The following is a 19,271-nucleotide window of genomic DNA, read 5'->3' on the forward strand; positions in this document are numbered from 1 at the left end:
CTGGAATGCCGCACTTGGCAGCAGATTGGCAATTTAATCCTACAGCTTAACAAATCTAGCGGCTGTCTAGCCGGGGTAAGCCTGTCGTCGAACTGAATAATATCAGGAATAGCATTTTTTTTACCAAATGCTTTAACATATTGCTAAGCGCAAAAATGCGATAGGAGAACGGTCTCATAGATAGAAATGGTACGATACTTACAACTACATATGCCACTAAACAGGTGCCTCTTTAGCGAAAAGAGGAGAATAGGGAAGTTCGAAGGACGTATCGTCCGTAAACGACGCGGTCGCGCCACTGTAATCAGGAAGGAAAGCCTGCTAATGCCACCGTTAAATCCGGGAAGGCGCAGGATTCTGATGATCTGTAAGCCAGGAGACCTGCCTGTTTGGCTGTCATTAACCTTCCGCGAAAGAAGGAATGCCAGAAGGATAGGATTTGTAAAAAGCCTAGCCCTTTTGGGGTTAGGCTTTTTTTACTGGGAAATGAAAAATAGGGGGAGAAAAGAATGGACTATCAGGCAAGGGTAGAAGAACTGATTAATGGTGCGGCAAAACCAACGGAAAGCTTAGGGTTGTTAGAAAAACATATCCGTAAAATCCTGCTGGCCTGGGGTACCATGCATCAGGAAATTAAGCCTCATCATTTTATTTTTGCAGCAGATAACGGAGTAGTGGAGGAAGGGGTAGTCAGTTATCCAGCGGAAATTACCTATTTACAAGCACAAAACATGGTTGACGGTAAGGCCACGATAAGTTGTTTCTGCCAGGCTAATACTATTCCCTACACCGTTATCGATGTAGGAATTAATCATCAAAAGGCAGCAGGCCTGAATCGCAAAGCTGCTTTCGGGACAAAAAATTTTATGAAAGAAGAAGCAATGTCGGCAGAGGAATTCTCAGCAGCCTGGAACGCTGGCTCTGAGGCGGTTGCGGGTGCTGCCAAAGAAGGCGTAAATTTGATTTCGTTTGGTGAAATGGGAATTGGCAATACGACTACGTCCTCAGCAGTCCTGCATGGACTTACAGGCATACTGCCCGAATTTGTCGTCGGCTCTGGAGCAGGTGGTACCAGCGAGGTACTGAAAAGAAAACGCATTGTTGTAGCAAAAGGCGTTGAGCGTCATAAGCCCCAATTCCGGTCCGTTGAAGATGTTTTACGGTCAGTTGGAGGCTTTGATATTGTAGCAATCTGTGCGGGGATGGTTGAGTGTGCCAAACAGCAGGTGCCTTTTGTTATTGATGGCTTTATTACGGCAGTAGCCTATGCCTGTGCTGCCAGAATTCATAATACTGCGGAAAATTTTGCTGTTCCCTCCCATCTGTCAAAGGAACCGGGAATGGCCTATGCTCTTTTACTAGGCAATATTTTGGTAGACGATGTGCCCATTCGGGCCAATATGGCCCTTGGTGAAGGTACGGGAGCGATATTGATGATTTCCATGCTAAAAACGATGATTTTTGCCATTTATCATACGGCAAGACTTTCTGATTTTGTTCTCAGTCAGCCTGAACCTTCTCAATTGGCGGCAATATGAAAAGAACATTTTGAATATTAGTTATTTGCCGTCAAATATTGATTTATTGCTGTACGCAGGAACTGGGATGGGAGGTAGCCAATAATTCCCCTTACACGAGCAATAAAGTCCTATTTATTCCTATTGTTTTTATGTGTGGGGGGGATTTTGTGCAATTTTATACCAAGTTTTCTTTAGGTGAAATTGTCAATACGCAAGTGCTGCAGGAAATTCAGGATAAGTTTTCTGAAGCTACCGGTTTGGCGGCTGTCATAGTTGATCCCGATGGCAAGCCTATTACTAAGCCAAGTAACTTTACCAAGTTTTGCACCTTTGTCCGCTCTCATCCGGAAGGCTTTGTTCGTTGTATGGCCTGCGACGATCGGGGCGGCAGAAAAGCAGTAGAGTTGCACCGGCCTTTCGTTTATCACTGTCACGGCGGGCTTACCGACCTGGCTGCACCTATTATTGTGCAGAACGAATATCTTGGAGCATTTTTAGCTGGACAGGTCGTTTTGCCGCAAGAAGATTTCGATGCCAAACAGGAAATGTTTCGCCGGTTAGCACCTTATGCAATGGATGAGGCTACCTTATCTGAGTTATTCGATATAGTTGAAATCATACCGGAAAACAAATTGAAGGCTGCAGCTGATTTGATTTATATCATGTCCAATTATATCGTGGAAATGGGAGTAGCAAATATTGCCCAAAAGCAGTTAATGGCAGAAATGAAGGAAAAGGCTGATTTAGAGAGCCTGCTTCGGGCAAGTGAACTGAAAGCACTCCAATCGCAAGTAAACCCTCATTTTTTATTCAATACGCTAAACACAATTGCCCGCCTGGCCTTACTGGAAGGGGCAAACCAAACCCAGGAAATTGTGTACTCTCTTTCTGACTTGCTGCGCAATAACCTGAGGGATATTGAGGAGCTTAGAACAGTTGAAGACGAGATTAAGTATATCAATGATTATTTGACTATTCAAAAAGCTCGTTTTGGCGATCGAATTCAAGCAATAATTGAGATTGACCCACAGCTGCTGACGGTGGCCATACCTGCACTCAGCCTGCAGCCCTTAGTGGAAAATGCTATTATTCACGGTATCGAGCCTAAGAAAGACGGCGGGTGTATCCATATTTCCGGCAAGTCAGAGGGCGAGAGGGTAACAATTGTTGTGTCCGATACAGGTGTTGGTGTGGCGCCGGAACGGATTCGTAACATGCTCAGAGCGGAAAGAAGAACGGTCACACAAGGCCATTCCACAGGTATTGGTGTAATTAATGTGCATAAGCGGATCCAACATTATTTCGGCAGCCAGTATGGACTAAATATTGATAGCAAGCTTGGTGAAGGCACAAATGTTTATATGTATCTTCCCTTATGTTATCATTCGTAAAACGCTAAAGCAGGGGAGAACTTTGTCATGGTTACGCTAATGATTGCAGATGATGAACAACTGGAACGTCAGGCATTGCGCTATATTATTGAAAAGAAATGCCCCCATATACGCATTGTGGCTGAAACAGGGGACGGAACAAGTGCGATACGGCTTGCCGATAGCGAAAGACCGGATATTATTCTCATGGATATTCGCATGCCTGAAGTAAATGGATTGGAAGCAGCCCTCAAGATCCGTCGGCTAATGCCAGAAGTGATGATCGTGATGCTGACCGCTTTTGATGAATTCAGCTATGCGAAACAGGCTCTTTCTGCAGGGGCTGTCGAGTATTTGCTTAAGCCTTTGCGGCCTGCAGATTTACTGCAAACATTGGAAGAAGTCAGCGCAAAAGTGGGACAGCGTAAGCAGCAGCGGCGGCAGGAAGAGAAGCTTAGGAAAAACCTGGAAGAAGCTATGCCATTCATTCAAATGTCTTTTGTATATGATCTTATATCCGGCAATATCAGCGATATGAATCACTTTGAGGAACGAGCGAACTTCCTGGGCATGAAGACTGATCCGGGAGTCGTGCTAGTTGCCGATATCGATAATTTTAAGCAGATTACCCGGGATGGAGGAGAATCAAGGAAGCAGTTTGTTAAGCAGCAGGTTTTTCGTCACATTTGCAACCAATTGGGGAATACGGCACTGGTTACTCCTTTTGGGGGCGATAATATCATCATATTGCTCGGCTGTGGTGAAGAATATAATCAGACGGAAACGACAGAGCATATAAAGAAAATAGCCGAAAACCTGCACACCAGCGCGCTTCAGTCACTAGGGATCGGCATTACTATTGGTATTGGACGTTATTACCGGGAGCCTCTGGAGGTCCATAAATCCTATCTGGATGCTGTCAGTGTACTCAGACAACGCTGCTATGTGAGTGCTACGCATGTCATGCATATCGAAGATATTGGTCATTTAAGTCCCTTGCCGATTCATTATCCTTTCCACTATGAGCGGGATTTACTGGATAAAGTGCGGTGCGGCGAGCGCAAGCAGGCTAAGGAGGCTTTGCGCCGGCTCCTTGATGAAATTTTCACGTCCCAAGCGGGAATGGAAACAGTCAAGGCTTATGTGCTTGAATTGCTGATCGTGTTATCCCGGGCGGCAGTGGAAGGCGGAGCCAATCTCGAACAGCTTACTTTGCTTAATTTTAATGCAATTAATCTGCTTGAAGAGTGTGAGCGGCAGGATGAAATACATCAATGGGTACTAGAGGCTTTAGACCGGTTTATGGACAATATGCTCCATAACCGGGATACAATGAATGCTCGCGTTATTAATAAAGCAAGTGATTATATCGTAAAGAACTGCCATAAAAATTTATCTCTGGAAGAAGTAGCTCATACAGTGCATTTAAGCCCTTTCTACTTCAGCCGTCTCTTTAAAGCGGAAAAAGGTATGAACTTTGTTGAATTCTTAACAAAAGCAAGAATTGAAAGAGCCAAACGCATGCTCAAATATCCCGATCAGACGATAGCCCGCATTGCTCTGGAGTGCGGCTATCAGGATGCCAGCTATTTTTGCCGGGTATTTAGACAAGAGGTCAATGTTACGCCTAATCAATATCGGGCTGCTTCCCGGAAAAGTAAAGTAGAGTAAAGGTTCGGTTACCGTGGGACAAGAGAGTGATATAGAACAGCAATAAAATACTGGATGCGTGCTTGCCCGTTAGGAATAGGCCAAGCATAAAAAAGGACTGTTATAAAACAGTCCTTTTTTGCTTTTGTAAGCAAATTTATCACAGAATATTAAAAAAGTACCATTGTGTAAGCCAAAAGCTTAATTTAAAAATTGCACTATTGTGATAAGAGTGCAATTAAGTACAGGCGATAAGCAATATTTCCTCAAGGTAGACGGGCAAAAAAAGATAATTTTATACTAGCAAGATAATTCAGCGAAATCGCAATTCGGATTATCTGGAAAGTTGATGGTGAGAGCGTATGACGGTAGAAAAGCCGAGAATGGTGCAGGAGTATGTACCGGGTAAACAAGTGACTCTTGCTCACATCATTGCCAATCCCAAGAAAGATCTATGTGAAAAGCTGGGCATCGGCAATACGGGAGCAATTGGTATATTAACGATTACGCCCTGTGAAGCGGCAATCATTGCTGCCGATGTGGCAACAAAAACAGCAGCTGTTCAAGTGGGGTTTATGGATCGCTTTACCGGTTCGCTGGTGATTACCGGCACAGTATCGGCAGTAGAAGCTGCGCTGAGCCAGGTAACGAATGTATTGGGCGAAGGTCTGGGGTTCTTTACTCCCAAAATGACGAGAACGTAGTGCCGGTATGATTATGTTGATAGGTCCTGTTGGCGCAGGAAAAACATCCTTGCTTAATGCCTTGCAGCAAACGTCAGGCAAGGCAGAAAAAACCCAAAGTATCCGTTTTTGTGATGGCGGCATTGATACTCCCGGTGAATATGCGCAGATTCCCCGTTTTTATTCAGCCCTAATGGTGACAGCTGCCCAAGCTGAATTGATCCTTTTGGTGCAAGCCGCGAACGATTATCGCGTATTGCTGCCGCCAGGGTTTGTCTCTATGTTTTCCCGTCCTGTTATAGGTGTAATTACTAAGGTTGATTTGCCTGAAACAAATCAGGATAAAGCCAGGCTTCGCCTGCAAGAAGCGGGCGTCAGAGAAAAAGTATTTCCAGTCTCTGCTTTTACAGGAGCCGGACTTGCTGAGCTAATGGGCCATATAAGTGAGAGGGGGTGTAAAAAATGAGTGAAGCGTTAGGGATGATTGAAACCAAGGGCCTGGTTGGTGCTATTGAGGCTGCTGATGCTATGGTTAAAGCAGCAAATGTCGTGCTGGCAGGCTACGAAAAAATCGGCTCCGGCCTGGTAACCGTTATGGTCAACGGTGATGTGGGAGCAGTAAAAGCGGCTGTTGATGCCGGTGCAGCGGCAGCCAGGAATGTCGGTGAAGTCATTTCCGTTCATGTTATTCCCCGCCCTCATGGGGATGTGGAAAAAATTCTTCCTAAATTTAAATAGTGATTATTTTTGGAGGTGGATTGTATGCAAGATCAACTGATTGAGAAGGTAATGGATGAAATTAAAAAACGGATGGAAACGGCTGCCCCTGCCGCTCCGACCAGAGAAGACGCTAAGGTGACCGCCAATCCTGCCCTTACCGAGTTCGTTGGCACCGCTATCGGTGATACGATTGGCTTGGTAATTGCCAATGTAGATCCTATGCTGCATGAAAAGATGAAACTGGACCCCAAATACCGTTCCATCGGAATTTTAGGTGCCCGTACAGGAGCCGGTCCGCATATTATGGCTGCCGATGAGGCAGTAAAAGCAACAAATACGGAAATTGTTGCCATTGAGCTGGCACGTGATACCAAAGGCGGAGCCGGTCATGGGAGCTTAATCATCTTCGGTGCTGAAGAAGTCTCCGATGCCCGCCGGGCTATTGAAGTCGCCTTAAAAGAATTGAATCGTACCTTCGGCGACGTGTATGCCAATGATGCAGGTCATCTGGAGCTGCAATATACCGCCCGTGCCAGCTATGCCATTAATAAAGCTTTTGGAGCACCAATCGGCAAAGCCTTTGGCCTGATTGTCGGAGCACCTGCAGCGATTGGCGTGCTAATGGCCGATGTTGCGGTAAAGACGGCTAATGTCGAGGTTGTCGGCTATGCCAGCCCTGCCAGCGGAACCAGCTATTCCAACGAAGTCATCCTGCAGGTGACAGGCGATTCCGGGGCAGTACGTCAATCCGTCATTGCCGCGAGAGAGGTTGGTAAAAAACTGCTGGAAGCAATGGGTGGTCCTGCTCCTTCAGTAACAACACCGTATATCTAAAACAGGGGGGAGAAAGAGATGAAAAGATCAAAACGCTTTGAAGTATTGGAAGCTCGCCCTGTTAATCAGGACGGTTTTGTCGTTGAATGGCCTGAAGTGGGTCTCATCGCCATGGGCAGTCCCAATGATCCCAAGCCAAGTATCAAAATCGAAAATGGCAGAATCATTGAAATGGACGGTGTACCTCGCGCTAAATTTGACTTTATTGATCAGTTTATTGCCGATTACGCCATTGATGTAACGGTTGCAGAACGGGCCATGGCGATGGAAGATACAGCCATTGCCAAGATGCTTGTCGATATTAACGTTTCCCGTCAGGAAGTTGTTAATTTGTGCAGGGGCCTGACTGCAGCCAAGCTGGTTGCTGTCTTTAATACCATGAATGTCGTGGAAATGATGATGGCTATGCAAAAAATGCGAGCCCGCAAGATTCCGTCCAATCAGTGCCACATCACGAATACCAAAGATAATCCGGTTTTAATTGCAGCTGATGCTGCTGAAGCCGCTATGCGCGGATTCGATGAAATGGAAACAACAGTAGCAGTTGTGCGTTACGCCCCGTTTAATGCGCTTTCCTTGCAGGTTGGCGGCCAGGTAGGACGCGGCGGTGTGCTGATCCAGTGTGCTCTGGAGGAGGCAACTGAGCTTTTGCTGGGGATGCGCGGTATAACTGCTTATGCCGAAACCATTTCCGTCTATGGCACGGAAAATGTTTTTGTTGATGGTGATGATACTCCCTGGTCAAAGGCCTTCTTAGCGTCGGCCTATGCTTCGCGGGGACTAAAAATGCGCTTCACTTCCGGAACCGGATCAGAAGTACAAATGGGATATGCCGAAGGCAAATCAATGCTGTATTTGGAAATACGCTGCATTATGGTTACGCGGGGCGCCGGAGTACAGGGCCTGCAAAATGGTTCAGTAAGCTGCGTGGGTGTACCGGCTGCCGTTCCTTCCGGTATCCGTGCCATTTTGGCGGAAAACCTCTGTACCACTATGCTTGATATGGAAGTTGCTTCAAGCAATGACCAGACTTTTACCCATTCCGATATTCGCCGTACAGCCCGTACTTTAATGCAAATGTTGCCGGGAACGGATTTCATTTGCTCCGGCTACAGCGGTTCTCCCAACTATGATAATATGTTCGCCGGTTCTAACTGGGACGTAGATGACTATGATGACTGGAACATTATTCAGCGCGATTTGATGGTAGATGGCGGCCTGCGTCCTGCTTCGGAAGAAGAGGTTATTGCTGTTCGCAACAAGGCAGCAAAAGCCCTGCAGGCAGTGTTTAAAGAGTTCGGTTTCCCGGCCATTACCGATGCAGAAGTGGAAGCTGCCACGTATGCTCACGGCACCAAGGATATGCCGGGCCGCAACATTGTAGAAGACTTGAAGGCAGCTGAAGATATGATGAAACGTGGGATAACTGGTGTGGATATTGTAAAAGCACTTGCTAAAAACGGCTTTACCGATGTTGCCGAAAATGTGCTTGGTACCTTGAAACAGCGGATCTCAGGTGACTATCTCCATACGTCGGCTATTCTCGATAAGGACCTGAATGTTATTAGTGCCGTTAACTGCCGCAATGATTACCGCGGACCCGGAACAGGCTATCGTATGAGCAAAGAGCGCTGGGATGAAATAAAAAATATACGCCAGGCGATTAGTCCGTCTGATTTTGATGTGTGAGGAAAAGAGAAAGAGAGGTGCTACGTGAGATGCAAATTAACGAACAGTTAATTCGTGAAATAGTAACGCAAGTGTTGGCAGGCATGGAGCAGCCCCAGTCGGCGTCTAAACCGGTAGCTCTGCTGGGCCGCTCAATGACGCTGGTGGAAAAAGGCGAGGCCAGACCGGGCAGCAAAGCGGATGAAGTCATTATTGCCGTTGCTCCTGCTTTTGGTAAATACCAGAATAAAACCATCGTAAATATTCCTCATAGTGATGTTCTGCGGGAAATGATTGCGGGTATTGAAGAAGAAGGGGTAAGAGCAAGAGTAATTCGCGTTCTGCGTTCTTCTGATGTGGCATTTGCTGCCCATGATGCTACCAAATTAAGCGGGTCCGGCATTGCAATCGGTATCCAGTCTCGAGGGACTACGGTAATCCATCAAAAAGATTTACCGCCTCTCAGCAATCTGGAATTGTTTTCGCAATCGCCGTTACTTGATCTAGAGGTATATCGTCAAATTGGCCGTAATGCTGCCAAGTATGCCAAAGGGGAATCACCGACTCCGGTACCGACGCGGAATGATCAAATGGCCCGGCCAAAATTTCAGGCAAAAGCGGCGGTGCTGCATATTAAAGAAACCGAACATGTTGTGCAAGGCGCTAAGCCGATAGAATTGGAGTACAGTTTTAACTAGACGGAGGTGACGAAACCATGATTGAGAACAAAATAGTAGAAGAACTGGTACGGGAAGTACTGAAATCCATGGGGCAGCAAGCGGTTCAACCGGCTGCAGCCGCTGCACCAGCCGGCTTGTGCCCGGACCGCGACTATCCGCTGGCAGCCAAGCGCCCTGAACTTCTAAAAACACCTTCCGGCAAGGGGTTAGCCGATATAACCCTGGAAAAGGTAATCAAGGGTGATGTCAAATCAGAAGATGTGCGCATTACTCCTGAAACGCTCCGGCTGCAGGCCCAAATTGCCGATGGGGTAGGACGGAATCAGTTCGCCGGCAATCTGCGCCGGGCTGCCGAGCTGACAGCCATTCCAGACAATCGCGTTTTGGAAATATACAATGCGCTGCGGCCGTATCGCTCAACCAAACCAGAGCTTCTGGCAATTGCCGATGAGCTGGAGCAGCAGTACAATGCGAAAATCAATGCAGATTTTGTGAGAGAGGCTGCAGGTGTTTATGAACGCCGCAACAGACTTAGAACGGAATAGGTGGGAGTCATATGCCAATTATTGCCGGAGTGGATATCGGTAATTCTACAACCGAAGTTTGTTTGGCCCGGAGCACCCGTGGTCAGACAACCGAATACCTGGCCAGCAGTATTGTAAAGACCACCGGCATCAAGGGAACAACTGCTAATGTTCCGGGCATTATCGCTGCTTTAACCGAAGCTCTTGGCAAAGTGGCTTTGCGTATGAGCGATTTGTCAGAAATAAGGATAAATGAAGCAACACCGGTGATCGGTGATTTGGCAATGGAAACAATTACGGAAACCATTATTACCGAGTCAACGATGATTGGCCACAACCCGTCTACGCCGGGAGGCGTAGGGCTTGGCGTCGGTGTAACCGTTGCCTTGCACGAATTGGGGAGCATTGCCGGTGGTACCGATGTAATTGTTATAATTGAGCAGGGCATTGATTTTGAAGATGCGGCCTATGCCATTAATGCTGCCGCAGAACGGGGTATTCAAGTACAGGGGGCTATCGTCAGGCAGGATGATGCCGTACTGATTGGCAATCGTCTGATGCGCAGAATCCCCCTGATTGATGAAGTAACCTATATTGAAAAAGTGCCTGTCGGCATGCTGGCAGCAGTCGAAGTAGCCCAGGCGGGGCAAACCATTCAGACATTGTCCAATCCCTATGGCATTGCTACTGTATTTCAATTAACGCCGGAAGAAACCAAAATGGTTGTACCGATTGCCCGGGCGCTGATTGGTAACCGTTCGGCAGTTGTTGTCCGTACTCCGGAAGGTGATGTAAAAGCCCGGTCCATACCGGCCGGTTTTATTACGGTCACCGGACAAAAAGGCAAGCATGATGTTGATGTGGAAGCCGGAGCAGCTAAGATTATGGAAGCAGTGGAACGCGTTCAGCCGGTTAGCGATGTCCAGGGGGAAGCGGGAACGAATGCCGGCGGCATGCTCGAAAGAGTAAGGCAGGTAATGGGAGAGCTTACTGGCCAGCCGGCAGCGGAAATGAAAATCCAGGATGTTTTGGCAGTAGATACTTTTGTTCCGCAAAAGGTGCAAGGCGGCTTAGCGGGAGAGTTTGCACTGGAAAATGCGGTTGCTTTAGCGGCGATGGTAAAAACCAGCCGGCTTCCCATGCAGCAGATTGCCACTCAATTGACAGCCGAACTAGGGGTCAAGGTAATCATTGCCGGTGTGGAAGCAAATATGGCAATTCGCGGAGCGCTAACCACGCCGGGAACCGACAAACCACTGGCTATTTTGGATATGGGCGGAGGCTCGACTGACGCTGCCATTATTACGCGCGATGAGCGGGTATTGTCCATCCATTTGGGCGGAGCCGGTGATATGGTTACCATGCTGATCAATTCCGAACTTGGGCTGGAGGATTTTGATCTGGCCGAGGACATTAAAAAATACCCTCTTGCCAAGGTGGAGAGTCTTTACCATGTCAGACTGGAAGACGGAACAGTCAGGTTTTATGATCAGCATCTAGAGCCTCATGTCTTTGCCAGGGTGGTTATCTTAAAAGAAGGCTATATGGTGCCCATTCCCTTTGCTCATCCGTTGGATAAAATAAGGCATGTCCGCAGGGAAGCAAAAAAACGGGTGTTTGTCACTAATGCACTGCGTTCACTTGCCCGGGTAGCGCCTACCGGCAATATCCGCCATATTGAATTCGTTGTGCTGGTCGGTGGTTCAGCCATGGACTTTGAGGTTGCTGATATGGTTACTGATGCCTTGGCTGAATATGGAATCGTCTGCGGCAGGGGAAACATTCGCGGTACGGAAGGGCCCCGTAATGCAGTTGCGACCGGGCTGGTATTATCCTACCAGGATGGAGAGGCGTGATACTATGCAGGCAAGTCAAGCGGTAACGAAACCAAGTATTGCCTTATGTGTCCATGTACATGAAGGCTGTGAGCAAAAAATTAGGGAAATTCAGGCCGGCATTGAAGAGGAAGGTGTTCCCTATACGGTGGTACCGGATGAGGAACAGGATCGCATGATTCTTGCCTATAAGGGAGCTGGAATGTCTCAATTGGGGGTAGGGATTGGCATCACTTCCACTGGGCTGTGCATTCATCATCATAAGCTCCCGGCTGATCAGCCCTTGTTTGTAACTGCCGGAGCATCGAACAGCAAGGAGTGGCGGCGGTTTGGTTACAATGCGGCACGGCTGATCAAAGGGATTCCCTTCAAAAATGAAGAACTGCCGGCTGTGGTAAGCAAAGAGCCGGACTTAACTCAGATGATCCGTGAAATTATTTTGAAGGTAATGAAAGAAACTGCTCAGACCATGGGGAGGTGAAGACATGGTCAAAAACGCTGTAGGCTTATTGGAAGTAGTAGGATTGGCAGCGGCTGTGGAAGCTGCTGATGCAGCAGTGAAAGCCGCAAATATTACATTACTCGGCTATGAGCTGACAAAGGGCGGCGGCATGGTTGTTGTAAAAATGAGCGGTGATGTGGGTGCTGTCAAGGCTGCGGTTGATGCCGCTGCGTCGGCGGCTGCCAGGGTTAACCGGGTAGTGGCAACTCATGTTATTCCACGCCCTCATTATGAGGTGGAGGCCCTGATCGTTACTAAAGAAACAGTCGGACCTGCCAAGAAGAGTGCTGCATTGGCTGTGGATACAGCAGATAAACCGGAGGAGCCTGTTTTAGTTGAGTCTCCGGTGCAGACGGCAGAAGAGCCGGTCGATAATGGCCAGAGCGAAAAAGCTGAGGAAAGCAAAAAATGGAGTTATACGTGTAATCTTTGTGGTGATCCTGCCTGCCAGCGCAGAAAAGGAGAATCCAAACTGACCTGCCTGCATTACGACAAAAATAACAAGGAGGATGAATAATATGCGTGGAGAGGCTTTAGGAATGGTAGAGACAAAAGGGTTAGTAGGTGCAATTGAAGCTGCTGATGCGATGGTAAAAGCAGCCAATGTTATCCTGGTGGGCTATGAGAAAATCGGTTCCGGGTTGGTAACCGTTATGGTTCGCGGAGACGTAGGTGCAGTTAAGGCTGCTACCGACAGCGGTGCAGCTGCAGCTCAGCGGGTTGGCGAATTGATGTCTGTGCACGTTATCCCCAGACCTCATGTGGACATAGAAAAAATTCTTCCCAAGCTCGATGCATAAAAAAAGTTAAAAAACTAAGGCAACAGAGGTGAGATGATGGAGCGGGAAATGATCGATGAAATCGTTAAAAAGGTATTGCTGGCAATCGGTACTAAGACGACCGTCAGCACAATACCGGCCATTCCTGTCGGTATCTCCAACCGCCATATTCACCTCTCTGCCAGTCACCTGGAAACACTATTCGGCACTGGTTACGCATTGACTCATGACAAAGATCTGAAACAGGTCGGAGAATTCGCAGCTAAGGAGACTGTGACCTTAGTAGGTCCTAAAGGAGTGATTCGTGCGGTCCGGGTATTAGGGCCGGTACGCAGCTTTACCCAGATCGAATTATCCCGCACGGATGGATTTAGCCTGGGGATTGTGCCGCCTGTGCGGGACTCCGGGGATATAGAAGGCTCAGCAGGTATTGTTGTGGTTGGACCTGCCGGTGCGGTAACGCTTAAACAGGGCGTTATTTGTGCGGCCCGGCACATCCATATGGAGGAAGCTGATGCCGAAAAGCTTGGTGTTGCCGATAAAGACCGGGTGACGGTAGAATTTGGCGGTATACGGGGCGGGACGTTTCATAATGTCCTGGTACGGACCGGAGCAGATTTCCGGTTGGAATTTCATATTGACACCGATGAAGCCAATGCTGTAGGACTGAAAAACGGTGATACCGTTACCTTGCGGCAAGGTGGGGAGGTGGATGGTGGGCAGCGGACAAAGCTTGAGACCTGCGATATCACCGTTGTGTCGGCAAGTCAGTCAGCGCCAGAAACGCACAGCTGCGTGAAGTGGAAAGGAAATACGAAGGCTGTACCGGCAGCAGCAAAGACCGTTATTGACGCACAGGCCGTTATGTCAGCAGCAAAGAACGGTACTAAAACCCTTATTATTCCTAAAGGCGGCATCATCACTCCCTTGGCACGTGATGTTGCCAGAGATTGCAACATGGAGCTCATATCTGGCGATTGCTGATGCAAGGTAAAGAAAGGATGCATTCGTATGTGGGTAGGAATGGTAATAGGCACATTGGTTGCCACACCGAAAGATGATAGCTTGACAGGCAGTAAACTGCTCATTGTACGGCCTATTGAGCTCTGCGCCAATACAAAACGTACACCGGTGGTTGCTGTTGATACCATCGGAGCAGGGACGGGCGAAACAGTGCTTGTTGTGGAAGGCAGCTCTGCCCGTCATGTAGTCGGTAAGCCCCAGGCTGCTGTAGATGCGGCGATAGTCGGGATCATTGACAGCATTGAAATCAATAAAGACTTACTGGGGGAGTAACGGATCATGAAAGTATATACCAAAACAGGTGATGACGGACAAACCAGCTTGCTGAGTAAGCAACGGGTCGGCAAAGACCATATCCGGGTCCATGCCTATGGTACGGTGGACGAAGCGAACGCCGCTATGGGTCTGGCAAGATCGTATATGTCGGATAAGTCCTGGGCAAGCGATATCATTTACGGGCTGCAGCGGGATTTAATACAATTGAATGCCGACCTGGCTACCGAAGGGGCTGTAGAAGGCAATTTACCGAGGATTACGGACGGGCATGTGAAAAAGCTGGAGGAGACGATTGACTTACTCGATGAAAGGCGTATTCCACAGGCTTATTTTATTACACCGGGAGCAACCACCTCTAGCTCAGCACTGGACTTGGCCCGCACAATTGTACGCCGCGCTGAACGGTTTGTTGTAGAGATCAGCCGAACGGCCATCGTACCCAAAAGTGTGGCCTTATACTTAAACCGTTTGTCGGATTTATTATTTGTACTGGCGCGGTGTGTTGAGCAGCAAGATCTGATTGCGGCAGTTACGAATGGTGTGGTGGAAGAACTGCGCGGCAACAAACAGGAAAGAACAGAAAAAATACTTGATAAGGCCAAAAAAGTGATTGCTGCAGCCGAACAAAAAGCGCTGGAGCTTGGTGTTCCTATGGTAATTGCAGTGGTTGATGATGGTGGCAATCTCATTGCCCAACATCGCATGGACCATGCCTTGCTGGCAAGTATTTCTCTTGCGCTGGACAAAGCATATACGGCGGTAGCCCTTAAGACATCTACCGAGCAGGCTGCTCTGGCAGTAAAGCCTGGCCAGGAACTGTATGGCCTGAATACTGCCAATAACGGACGCTTTATCGTATTTGGCGGCGGTATTCCGATTTTTGCAGATGGCAAAATTGCCGCGGCGATCGGTGTAAGCGGCGGTACGGTGGAAGAAGATAGTATTGTAGCCAAAGCTGGTTTGGCCGCATGGTAATAACGGTTAAACCGGAGGGAGGAACAGATCATGCTTGATCAACAATTAATAGCGCAAATTACATCAAAAATTATTGCGAGAATGCAGGAACAGGGTACAGACGACACGTATGGCAGCGGAATTTTTGCCACCATCGACGAGGCAGTTTCTGCGGCGCGTATTGCTCATAAGCAATTAAAAATGTTGTCACTTGAAAAACGGGAAGAGTTAATTGGGGCTATGCGCCAGACCATTTGCGAACATGCTGCCGAGTTGGCTGAGATGGCTGTTCACGAATCAGGGATGGGACGCATGGCGGATAAAACAGTGAAAAATAAGCTGGCAGCACAAAAGACTCCCGGCACCGAAGACCTTCGTACAGAAGCCTGGACAGGAGACCGGGGGTTAACGCTTCTAGAAATGGCTCCTTATGGTGTAATTGGTTCGATTACACCCACCACTAATCCGTCGGAAACGGTTATTTGTAATGGAATAGGGATGATTGCTGCAGGCAATGCCGTAGTTTTCAGTCCCCATCCGACAGCTAAAAATACTTCTCTTAGGACAATCAGGCTGCTTAATGAGGCAATTGTTAAAGCAGGAGGCCCCCAAAATCTGCTGACTGCGATTGCACAGCCTTCTATTGAAGCGACCAATGCCATGATGAATCACAGCGGAATCAATATGCTTGTTGCCACCGGAGGGCCGGCAGTTGTAAAGGCTGTTATGTCCTGCGGAAAAAAAGCAATTGGTGCCGGTGCAGGCAATCCACCCGCTGTCGTTGACGAAACGGCAGATATTGAGAAAGCGGCTAGAGATATAATTGCGGGCTGCTCGTTTGATAATAATCTTCCTTGTATCGCCGAAAAGGAAGTCATAGCTGTGGGCCGTATTGCTGATCAGTTGATCAGTTATATGCAAAAATATGGCGCCTATCTCTTATCACCGGAGGAAGTTAAGCGGCTGATACCTGTTATTCTGACAGAGAAAGTAGAGCAAATGGCCGCAGGCTGCACGGAAAAGCCGAAAAAATCGTATGGTATTAATAAAGATTACGTTGGCAAGGATGCTCAATACATATTAAGCAAAATTGGTGTTGCAGTGCCTGACAGCGTACGTGTCGCTCTCTGTGAAACGGAGGCCGATCATCCCTTTGTGATTGAAGAATTGATGATGCCCGTACTGCCTGTGGTTCAAGTGAAAGATATTGACGCTGCTATTGAATTAGCGGTAAAGGTAGAACATGGTAACCGGCATACAGCCATTATGCATTCTAAGAATGTAGATCATCTTACCCGTTTTGCCAAAGCAGTGGAAACGACCATATTTGTAAAAAACGCCCCGTCTTTTGCCGGTATCGGAGTTGGCGGCGAAGGTTTTACCACCTTTACAATTGCCGGGCCGACCGGAGAAGGATTAACTTCTCCCCGGAGTTTTACCCGGCAGCGCCGGTGCGTGCTTGTTGATGCATTTTCCATCGTTTAGTGGCTACAGGAAGGAAGCAGGTGGGACGATGAGAGAGGAAATTATTGCTGCCGTTAAGGCAGCTGGAGTGGTGGGAGCCGGTGGAGCCGGTTTCCCCACCCATTTAAAGATCAATGCCGCTGTCGATGTCGTTATTGCAAACGGGGCGGAATGTGAGCCGCTGCTGCGAGCACATCAGCATATTATGGCAGCTGAAAGCACCAAGGTGATTATCGGCTTAAAAACAGTTATGCTGGTTACCGGTGCCAGACGCGGTTACATTGGCTTAAAGCGTAAGTATGAGGCCGCTGTGCAGAGTATTTCCACTGTTCTTGAGCAAATGGGTGAAAAAGAAATTGAGCTGTTTTATCTTCCCGATTTCTATCCCGCCGGTGATGAGCAGGTGCTAGTTCATGAAATTACAGGGCGCATAGTGCCGGAAGGCGGGATACCGCTCAATGTGGGAGTAGTAGTAACCAACGTGGAGACACTTGTTAATATTACCCAGGCGCTGGAAGGAAAGCCGGTTATTGAAAAATATGTTACCATTACCGGTGCCGTCCGCAGGCCGATGACAGTTAAAGTGCCTGTTGGTTTATCGATTGGCGAAGTGATTGCTGTAGCCGGAGGGGCTTATATTGGTGAATATGCCGTGATAGACGGCGGACCGATGATGGGCAGATTAACTACACCCGATGCACCTGTTACTAAAACAACAGGTGGTATAATCGTACTGCCTACAGATCACTCCTTAGTTACGGAAAAAAGTATGCCGTGGAATATCATTGCTAACCGGGCCAAGGCAGTATGCTGTAACTGTATGGCCTGTACTGATGCCTGTCCCCGCCATCTCCTGGGTCACAGCTTGCAGCCTCATCGCATTATGCAGGCAATCGGCAGAGGACAATTGAAAGAGACAGAGGTGCTGACCAAAGCTTTCTTATGTTCAGAATGCGGTGCCTGTGACACATTTGGCTGTACGATGGGATTATCTCCCCGGCGGGTCAATGCCGAACTAAAGCGTCAGTTATCCAAAGCAGGTATTCGTAACCCCCATCATGCGGTACCTGCTGCCGTTTCAGGGGTACGTGAATACCGGCGCATTCCGACAAAAAGGCTGCTATACCGGCTGGGGCTTGATAGATACGACGTCAAAGCACCATTGGAGTCACCTGTATTTCCGGTATATGAAGTGCAAATTCCGATGTCTCAGCATATTGGCGCACCTGCAGGAACCGTGGTAGAGGTAGGAGGGCTTGTGCAGAAAGGCGATATAATTGGAACTATTCCCGACGGAGCCGCAGTTAGCGCAAATGTTCATGCCAGTATATCCGGCAAGATCGTGTCGGTAGGTGACGGAATTGTCATCAGGGCTATGTAAGGCAGCAGGGGGAAAAGAAAATGAAACATGCTATTGGACTACTGGAGATAAAAAATATAACAAAAGGCATTTTAGTTGCCGATGCCATGTTGAAAGCGGCAAATGTTGAATTAATTCTGGCCCAGCCCTTGTGTCCGGGAAAATATGTCGTAATGGTCAGCGGCGACGTAGGCGCGGTACAAAGCGCAGTGCGCAGCGGACTGGCAGCAGGCGGTTCAGAAAATATCGTTGATGAATTTGTGCTGCCTAATATACACCCTAGTGTTTTTCCGGCACTCTCAGGCTGCACAGAGGTTAAACAAATTAAGTCTCTCGGCATTATAGAGAGTTATTCTGTTGCGTCAGCAATTGTGGCAGCGGACAAAGCAGTCAAAGCGGCTGCCGTTGATCTTTTGGAAGTGCGATTAGCCCGGGGAATGGGTGGAAAAGCGGTCGTCTCGCTAAGTGGCGAAGTCGGTGCTGTGACCGCTGCCGTGCGAGCCGGCGGAGGAGCAATAGAGGACAGCGGGTTTTTGGTTGATCAACTGGTTATTGCAGCTCCCCATCGGGGACTGCATGCATCATTGTTCTAAAAGGTAATCAGATGAAAGGGAGAGATGAATCGTGTTTGCTTTCAATGAGTTAGCGGCAGCCTTCGGCGGCGGTGTATTTGCCGCAGCAGTTGGCGGACTTCCTGCCTTTATCATGTGCGGCATTCTCGTCTTAATCAATAATCCGGAGATGGCCTTTGGTCCTTATTTTGGTCCCCATATTTCTTTTGCTGCCGGTGTAGCGGCAGCAGCCTACGCAGGTAAGAAGGATATTGTGGCGGGGAATGATATTTTGACTCCCTTAATAAAGTTTAATAACGGACCTGTACTTCTAATTGGCGGAATATTCGGTGCCGGTGGACTTATCATGCAAAAATTACTTGCCGGTGCCGCTGTTCCAACAGATACGGTTGCTTTAACAGTTGGAATATCAGGAATTATTGCCAGACTCGTTTTTGGCAATGGGAAATTGTTTGGATCGTATACACTGCCTGATAAGAATTCAGCGGCAGCACTTCTCGTGCTGGGGCTGGGGGTAGGCTTAATTTCAGCTTACGCGACGATTGTCACAAAGAATGTTATTCTTGGCTTTGGCATAGCGGCAACAAGCCTGATTTTAGTTCAATTTATGGGAGTTGGCCCTGTTACACATCATCTCGCTCTGCCGGCGGCAGTTGCTGCAGCAGCAACCGGCAATCTGTGGCTTGGTGCGTTATTTGGTATATTAGGAGCCTTTCTTGGTGATTTTGTTGGTAAGACCTTTAACAGCGGCAACACACATGTTGATCCTCCGGCCATTACGATCGCAACACTAACTACAATTGTACTTGTTTTCTTAAGTTGAACCGGATAGCCGTTATAAAACAGCAAAACGCTTA

General features: G+C 48.1%; 19 protein-coding genes, 2 pseudogenes and 1 riboswitch. All 21 genes and pseudogenes read left to right on the forward strand.

Annotated features, from left to right (window positions below):
- The first annotated feature begins 205 nt into the window (after window positions 1-205).
- Window positions 206-404: riboswitch (cobalamin riboswitch) on the forward strand.
- Window positions 405-509: 105 nt separating this feature from the next.
- The 21 genes and pseudogenes from RTR76_RS06680 to RTR76_RS06780 all read left to right on the forward strand — a co-directional run bounded on the left by RTR76_RS06680 (window position 510) and on the right by RTR76_RS06780 (window position 19,237).
- Window positions 510-1,538, forward strand: coding sequence for a nicotinate-nucleotide--dimethylbenzimidazole phosphoribosyltransferase (locus RTR76_RS06680; protein ID WP_312518233.1), 1,029 nt, complete (start codon window positions 510-512; stop codon window positions 1,536-1,538).
- 149 nt (window positions 1,539-1,687) lie between these two features.
- The gene (locus RTR76_RS06685) at window positions 1,688-2,911 is read left to right on the forward strand and encodes a PocR ligand-binding domain-containing protein (RefSeq protein ID WP_312518235.1); all 1,224 of its coding nucleotides are present in this window, start codon (window positions 1,688-1,690) and stop codon (window positions 2,909-2,911) included.
- A gap of 27 nt (window positions 2,912-2,938) precedes the next feature.
- The gene (locus tag RTR76_RS06690; protein ID WP_312518237.1) at window positions 2,939-4,561 is read left to right on the forward strand and encodes a response regulator; all 1,623 of its coding nucleotides are present in this window, start codon (window positions 2,939-2,941) and stop codon (window positions 4,559-4,561) included.
- 341 nt (window positions 4,562-4,902) lie between these two features.
- Window positions 4,903-5,244, forward strand: coding sequence for a BMC domain-containing protein (locus RTR76_RS06695; RefSeq protein ID WP_312518240.1), 342 nt, complete (start codon window positions 4,903-4,905; stop codon window positions 5,242-5,244).
- A 7-nt stretch (window positions 5,245-5,251) separates the two neighbouring features.
- The gene (locus RTR76_RS06700; RefSeq protein WP_312518243.1) at window positions 5,252-5,689 is read left to right on the forward strand and encodes a EutP/PduV family microcompartment system protein; all 438 of its coding nucleotides are present in this window, start codon (window positions 5,252-5,254) and stop codon (window positions 5,687-5,689) included.
- A complete protein-coding gene (gene pduA, locus RTR76_RS06705) occupies window positions 5,686-5,961 on the forward strand; it encodes a propanediol utilization microcompartment protein PduA (protein WP_312518245.1) in 276 nt (91 codons plus the stop codon). The genes RTR76_RS06700 and pduA overlap by 4 nt, the downstream gene beginning before the upstream one ends.
- A 24-nt stretch (window positions 5,962-5,985) precedes the next feature.
- On the forward strand, window positions 5,986-6,777 hold the full coding sequence (gene pduB, locus RTR76_RS06710; RefSeq protein WP_312518246.1) for a propanediol utilization microcompartment protein PduB: 792 nt from the start codon (window positions 5,986-5,988) through the stop codon (window positions 6,775-6,777).
- A gap of 18 nt (window positions 6,778-6,795) precedes the next feature.
- Window positions 6,796-8,466: a propanediol/glycerol family dehydratase large subunit gene (locus RTR76_RS06715; protein ID WP_312518248.1), complete on the forward strand. Its 1,671-nt coding sequence runs from the start codon at window positions 6,796-6,798 to the stop codon at window positions 8,464-8,466.
- Window positions 8,467-8,495: 29 nt separating this feature from the next.
- Window positions 8,496-9,143, forward strand: coding sequence for a propanediol/glycerol family dehydratase medium subunit (locus RTR76_RS06720; RefSeq protein WP_312518250.1), 648 nt, complete (start codon window positions 8,496-8,498; stop codon window positions 9,141-9,143).
- A gap of 17 nt (window positions 9,144-9,160) precedes the next feature.
- Window positions 9,161-9,670 carry a diol dehydratase small subunit gene (locus tag RTR76_RS06725; protein WP_312518252.1) on the forward strand — a complete coding sequence of 170 codons (510 nt, stop codon included), beginning with the start codon at window positions 9,161-9,163 and terminating at the stop codon, window positions 9,668-9,670.
- A gap of 11 nt (window positions 9,671-9,681) precedes the next feature.
- Window positions 9,682-11,505 carry a diol dehydratase reactivase subunit alpha gene (locus RTR76_RS06730; protein ID WP_312518253.1) on the forward strand — a complete coding sequence of 608 codons (1,824 nt, stop codon included), beginning with the start codon at window positions 9,682-9,684 and terminating at the stop codon, window positions 11,503-11,505.
- Window positions 11,456-11,965, forward strand: coding sequence for a glycerol dehydratase reactivase beta/small subunit family protein (locus tag RTR76_RS06735; RefSeq protein ID WP_312518254.1), 510 nt, complete (start codon window positions 11,456-11,458; stop codon window positions 11,963-11,965). Before RTR76_RS06730 ends, RTR76_RS06735 begins: the two co-directional genes overlap by 50 nt.
- A gap of 4 nt (window positions 11,966-11,969) precedes the next feature.
- A pseudogene (locus RTR76_RS20885) lies at window positions 11,970-12,236 on the forward strand (BMC domain-containing protein); the annotation flags it as partial.
- 268 nt (window positions 12,237-12,504) lie between these two features.
- A complete protein-coding gene (gene eutM / locus RTR76_RS06745) occupies window positions 12,505-12,786 on the forward strand; it encodes an ethanolamine utilization microcompartment protein EutM (protein ID WP_132075763.1) in 282 nt (93 codons plus the stop codon).
- Window positions 12,787-12,819: 33 nt separating this feature from the next.
- Window positions 12,820-13,473, forward strand: a pseudogene (locus tag RTR76_RS06750) (phosphate propanoyltransferase); the annotation flags it as partial.
- A gap of 303 nt (window positions 13,474-13,776) precedes the next feature.
- Window positions 13,777-14,061, forward strand: a complete 285-nt coding sequence (locus RTR76_RS06755; protein ID WP_312518258.1) for a EutN/CcmL family microcompartment protein — start codon at window positions 13,777-13,779, stop codon at window positions 14,059-14,061.
- A 6-nt stretch (window positions 14,062-14,067) separates the two neighbouring features.
- Window positions 14,068-15,039, forward strand: a complete 972-nt coding sequence (locus tag RTR76_RS06760; RefSeq protein ID WP_312518260.1) for a cob(I)yrinic acid a,c-diamide adenosyltransferase — start codon at window positions 14,068-14,070, stop codon at window positions 15,037-15,039.
- 27 nt (window positions 15,040-15,066) lie between these two features.
- Window positions 15,067-16,503: an aldehyde dehydrogenase family protein gene (locus RTR76_RS06765; protein WP_396144411.1), complete on the forward strand. Its 1,437-nt coding sequence runs from the start codon at window positions 15,067-15,069 to the stop codon at window positions 16,501-16,503.
- Window positions 16,504-16,531: 28 nt separating this feature from the next.
- Window positions 16,532-17,863 carry a 4Fe-4S dicluster domain-containing protein gene (locus RTR76_RS06770; protein ID WP_312518265.1) on the forward strand — a complete coding sequence of 444 codons (1,332 nt, stop codon included), beginning with the start codon at window positions 16,532-16,534 and terminating at the stop codon, window positions 17,861-17,863.
- A 20-nt stretch (window positions 17,864-17,883) separates the two neighbouring features.
- Entirely contained in the window at window positions 17,884-18,435 is a 552-nt protein-coding gene (locus tag RTR76_RS06775; protein ID WP_312518268.1) for a BMC domain-containing protein, read from the forward strand.
- Window positions 18,436-18,466: 31 nt separating this feature from the next.
- Complete coding sequence (locus RTR76_RS06780; protein WP_312518270.1) at window positions 18,467-19,237, forward strand: hypothetical protein; 771 nt, start codon at window positions 18,467-18,469, stop codon at window positions 19,235-19,237.
- Window positions 19,238-19,271 lie beyond the last annotated feature (34 nt).

Origin of the sequence: Anaerospora sp. (assembly GCF_032013335.1) — a bacterium.
In the GTDB taxonomy this organism is placed as follows: domain Bacteria; phylum Bacillota; class Negativicutes; order Sporomusales; family DSM-15969; genus Anaerospora.

What these genes read in the sequence shown, in the direction of transcription:
- RTR76_RS06680 (WP_312518233.1), top strand. Translation starts at nt 510, where the DNA reads ATGGACTATCAGGCAAGGGTAGAAGAACTGATTAATGGTGCGGCAAAA.
- RTR76_RS06690 (WP_312518237.1), top strand. Translation starts at nt 2,939, where the DNA reads ATGGTTACGCTAATGATTGCAGATGATGAACAACTGGAACGTCAGGCA.
- RTR76_RS06695 (WP_312518240.1), top strand. Translation starts at nt 4,903, where the DNA reads ATGACGGTAGAAAAGCCGAGAATGGTGCAGGAGTATGTACCGGGTAAA.
- RTR76_RS06700 (WP_312518243.1), top strand. Translation starts at nt 5,252, where the DNA reads ATGATTATGTTGATAGGTCCTGTTGGCGCAGGAAAAACATCCTTGCTT.
- pduA (WP_312518245.1), top strand. Translation starts at nt 5,686, where the DNA reads ATGAGTGAAGCGTTAGGGATGATTGAAACCAAGGGCCTGGTTGGTGCT.
- pduB (WP_312518246.1), top strand. Translation starts at nt 5,986, where the DNA reads ATGCAAGATCAACTGATTGAGAAGGTAATGGATGAAATTAAAAAACGG.
- RTR76_RS06715 (WP_312518248.1), top strand. Translation starts at nt 6,796, where the DNA reads ATGAAAAGATCAAAACGCTTTGAAGTATTGGAAGCTCGCCCTGTTAAT.
- RTR76_RS06720 (WP_312518250.1), top strand. Translation starts at nt 8,496, where the DNA reads ATGCAAATTAACGAACAGTTAATTCGTGAAATAGTAACGCAAGTGTTG.
- RTR76_RS06725 (WP_312518252.1), top strand. Translation starts at nt 9,161, where the DNA reads ATGATTGAGAACAAAATAGTAGAAGAACTGGTACGGGAAGTACTGAAA.
- RTR76_RS06730 (WP_312518253.1), top strand. Translation starts at nt 9,682, where the DNA reads ATGCCAATTATTGCCGGAGTGGATATCGGTAATTCTACAACCGAAGTT.
- RTR76_RS06735 (WP_312518254.1), top strand. Translation starts at nt 11,456, where the DNA reads ATGCAGTTGCGACCGGGCTGGTATTATCCTACCAGGATGGAGAGGCGT.
- eutM (WP_132075763.1), top strand. Translation starts at nt 12,505, where the DNA reads ATGCGTGGAGAGGCTTTAGGAATGGTAGAGACAAAAGGGTTAGTAGGT.
- RTR76_RS06755 (WP_312518258.1), top strand. Translation starts at nt 13,777, where the DNA reads ATGTGGGTAGGAATGGTAATAGGCACATTGGTTGCCACACCGAAAGAT.
- RTR76_RS06760 (WP_312518260.1), top strand. Translation starts at nt 14,068, where the DNA reads ATGAAAGTATATACCAAAACAGGTGATGACGGACAAACCAGCTTGCTG.
- RTR76_RS06770 (WP_312518265.1), top strand. Translation starts at nt 16,532, where the DNA reads ATGAGAGAGGAAATTATTGCTGCCGTTAAGGCAGCTGGAGTGGTGGGA.
- RTR76_RS06775 (WP_312518268.1), top strand. Translation starts at nt 17,884, where the DNA reads ATGAAACATGCTATTGGACTACTGGAGATAAAAAATATAACAAAAGGC.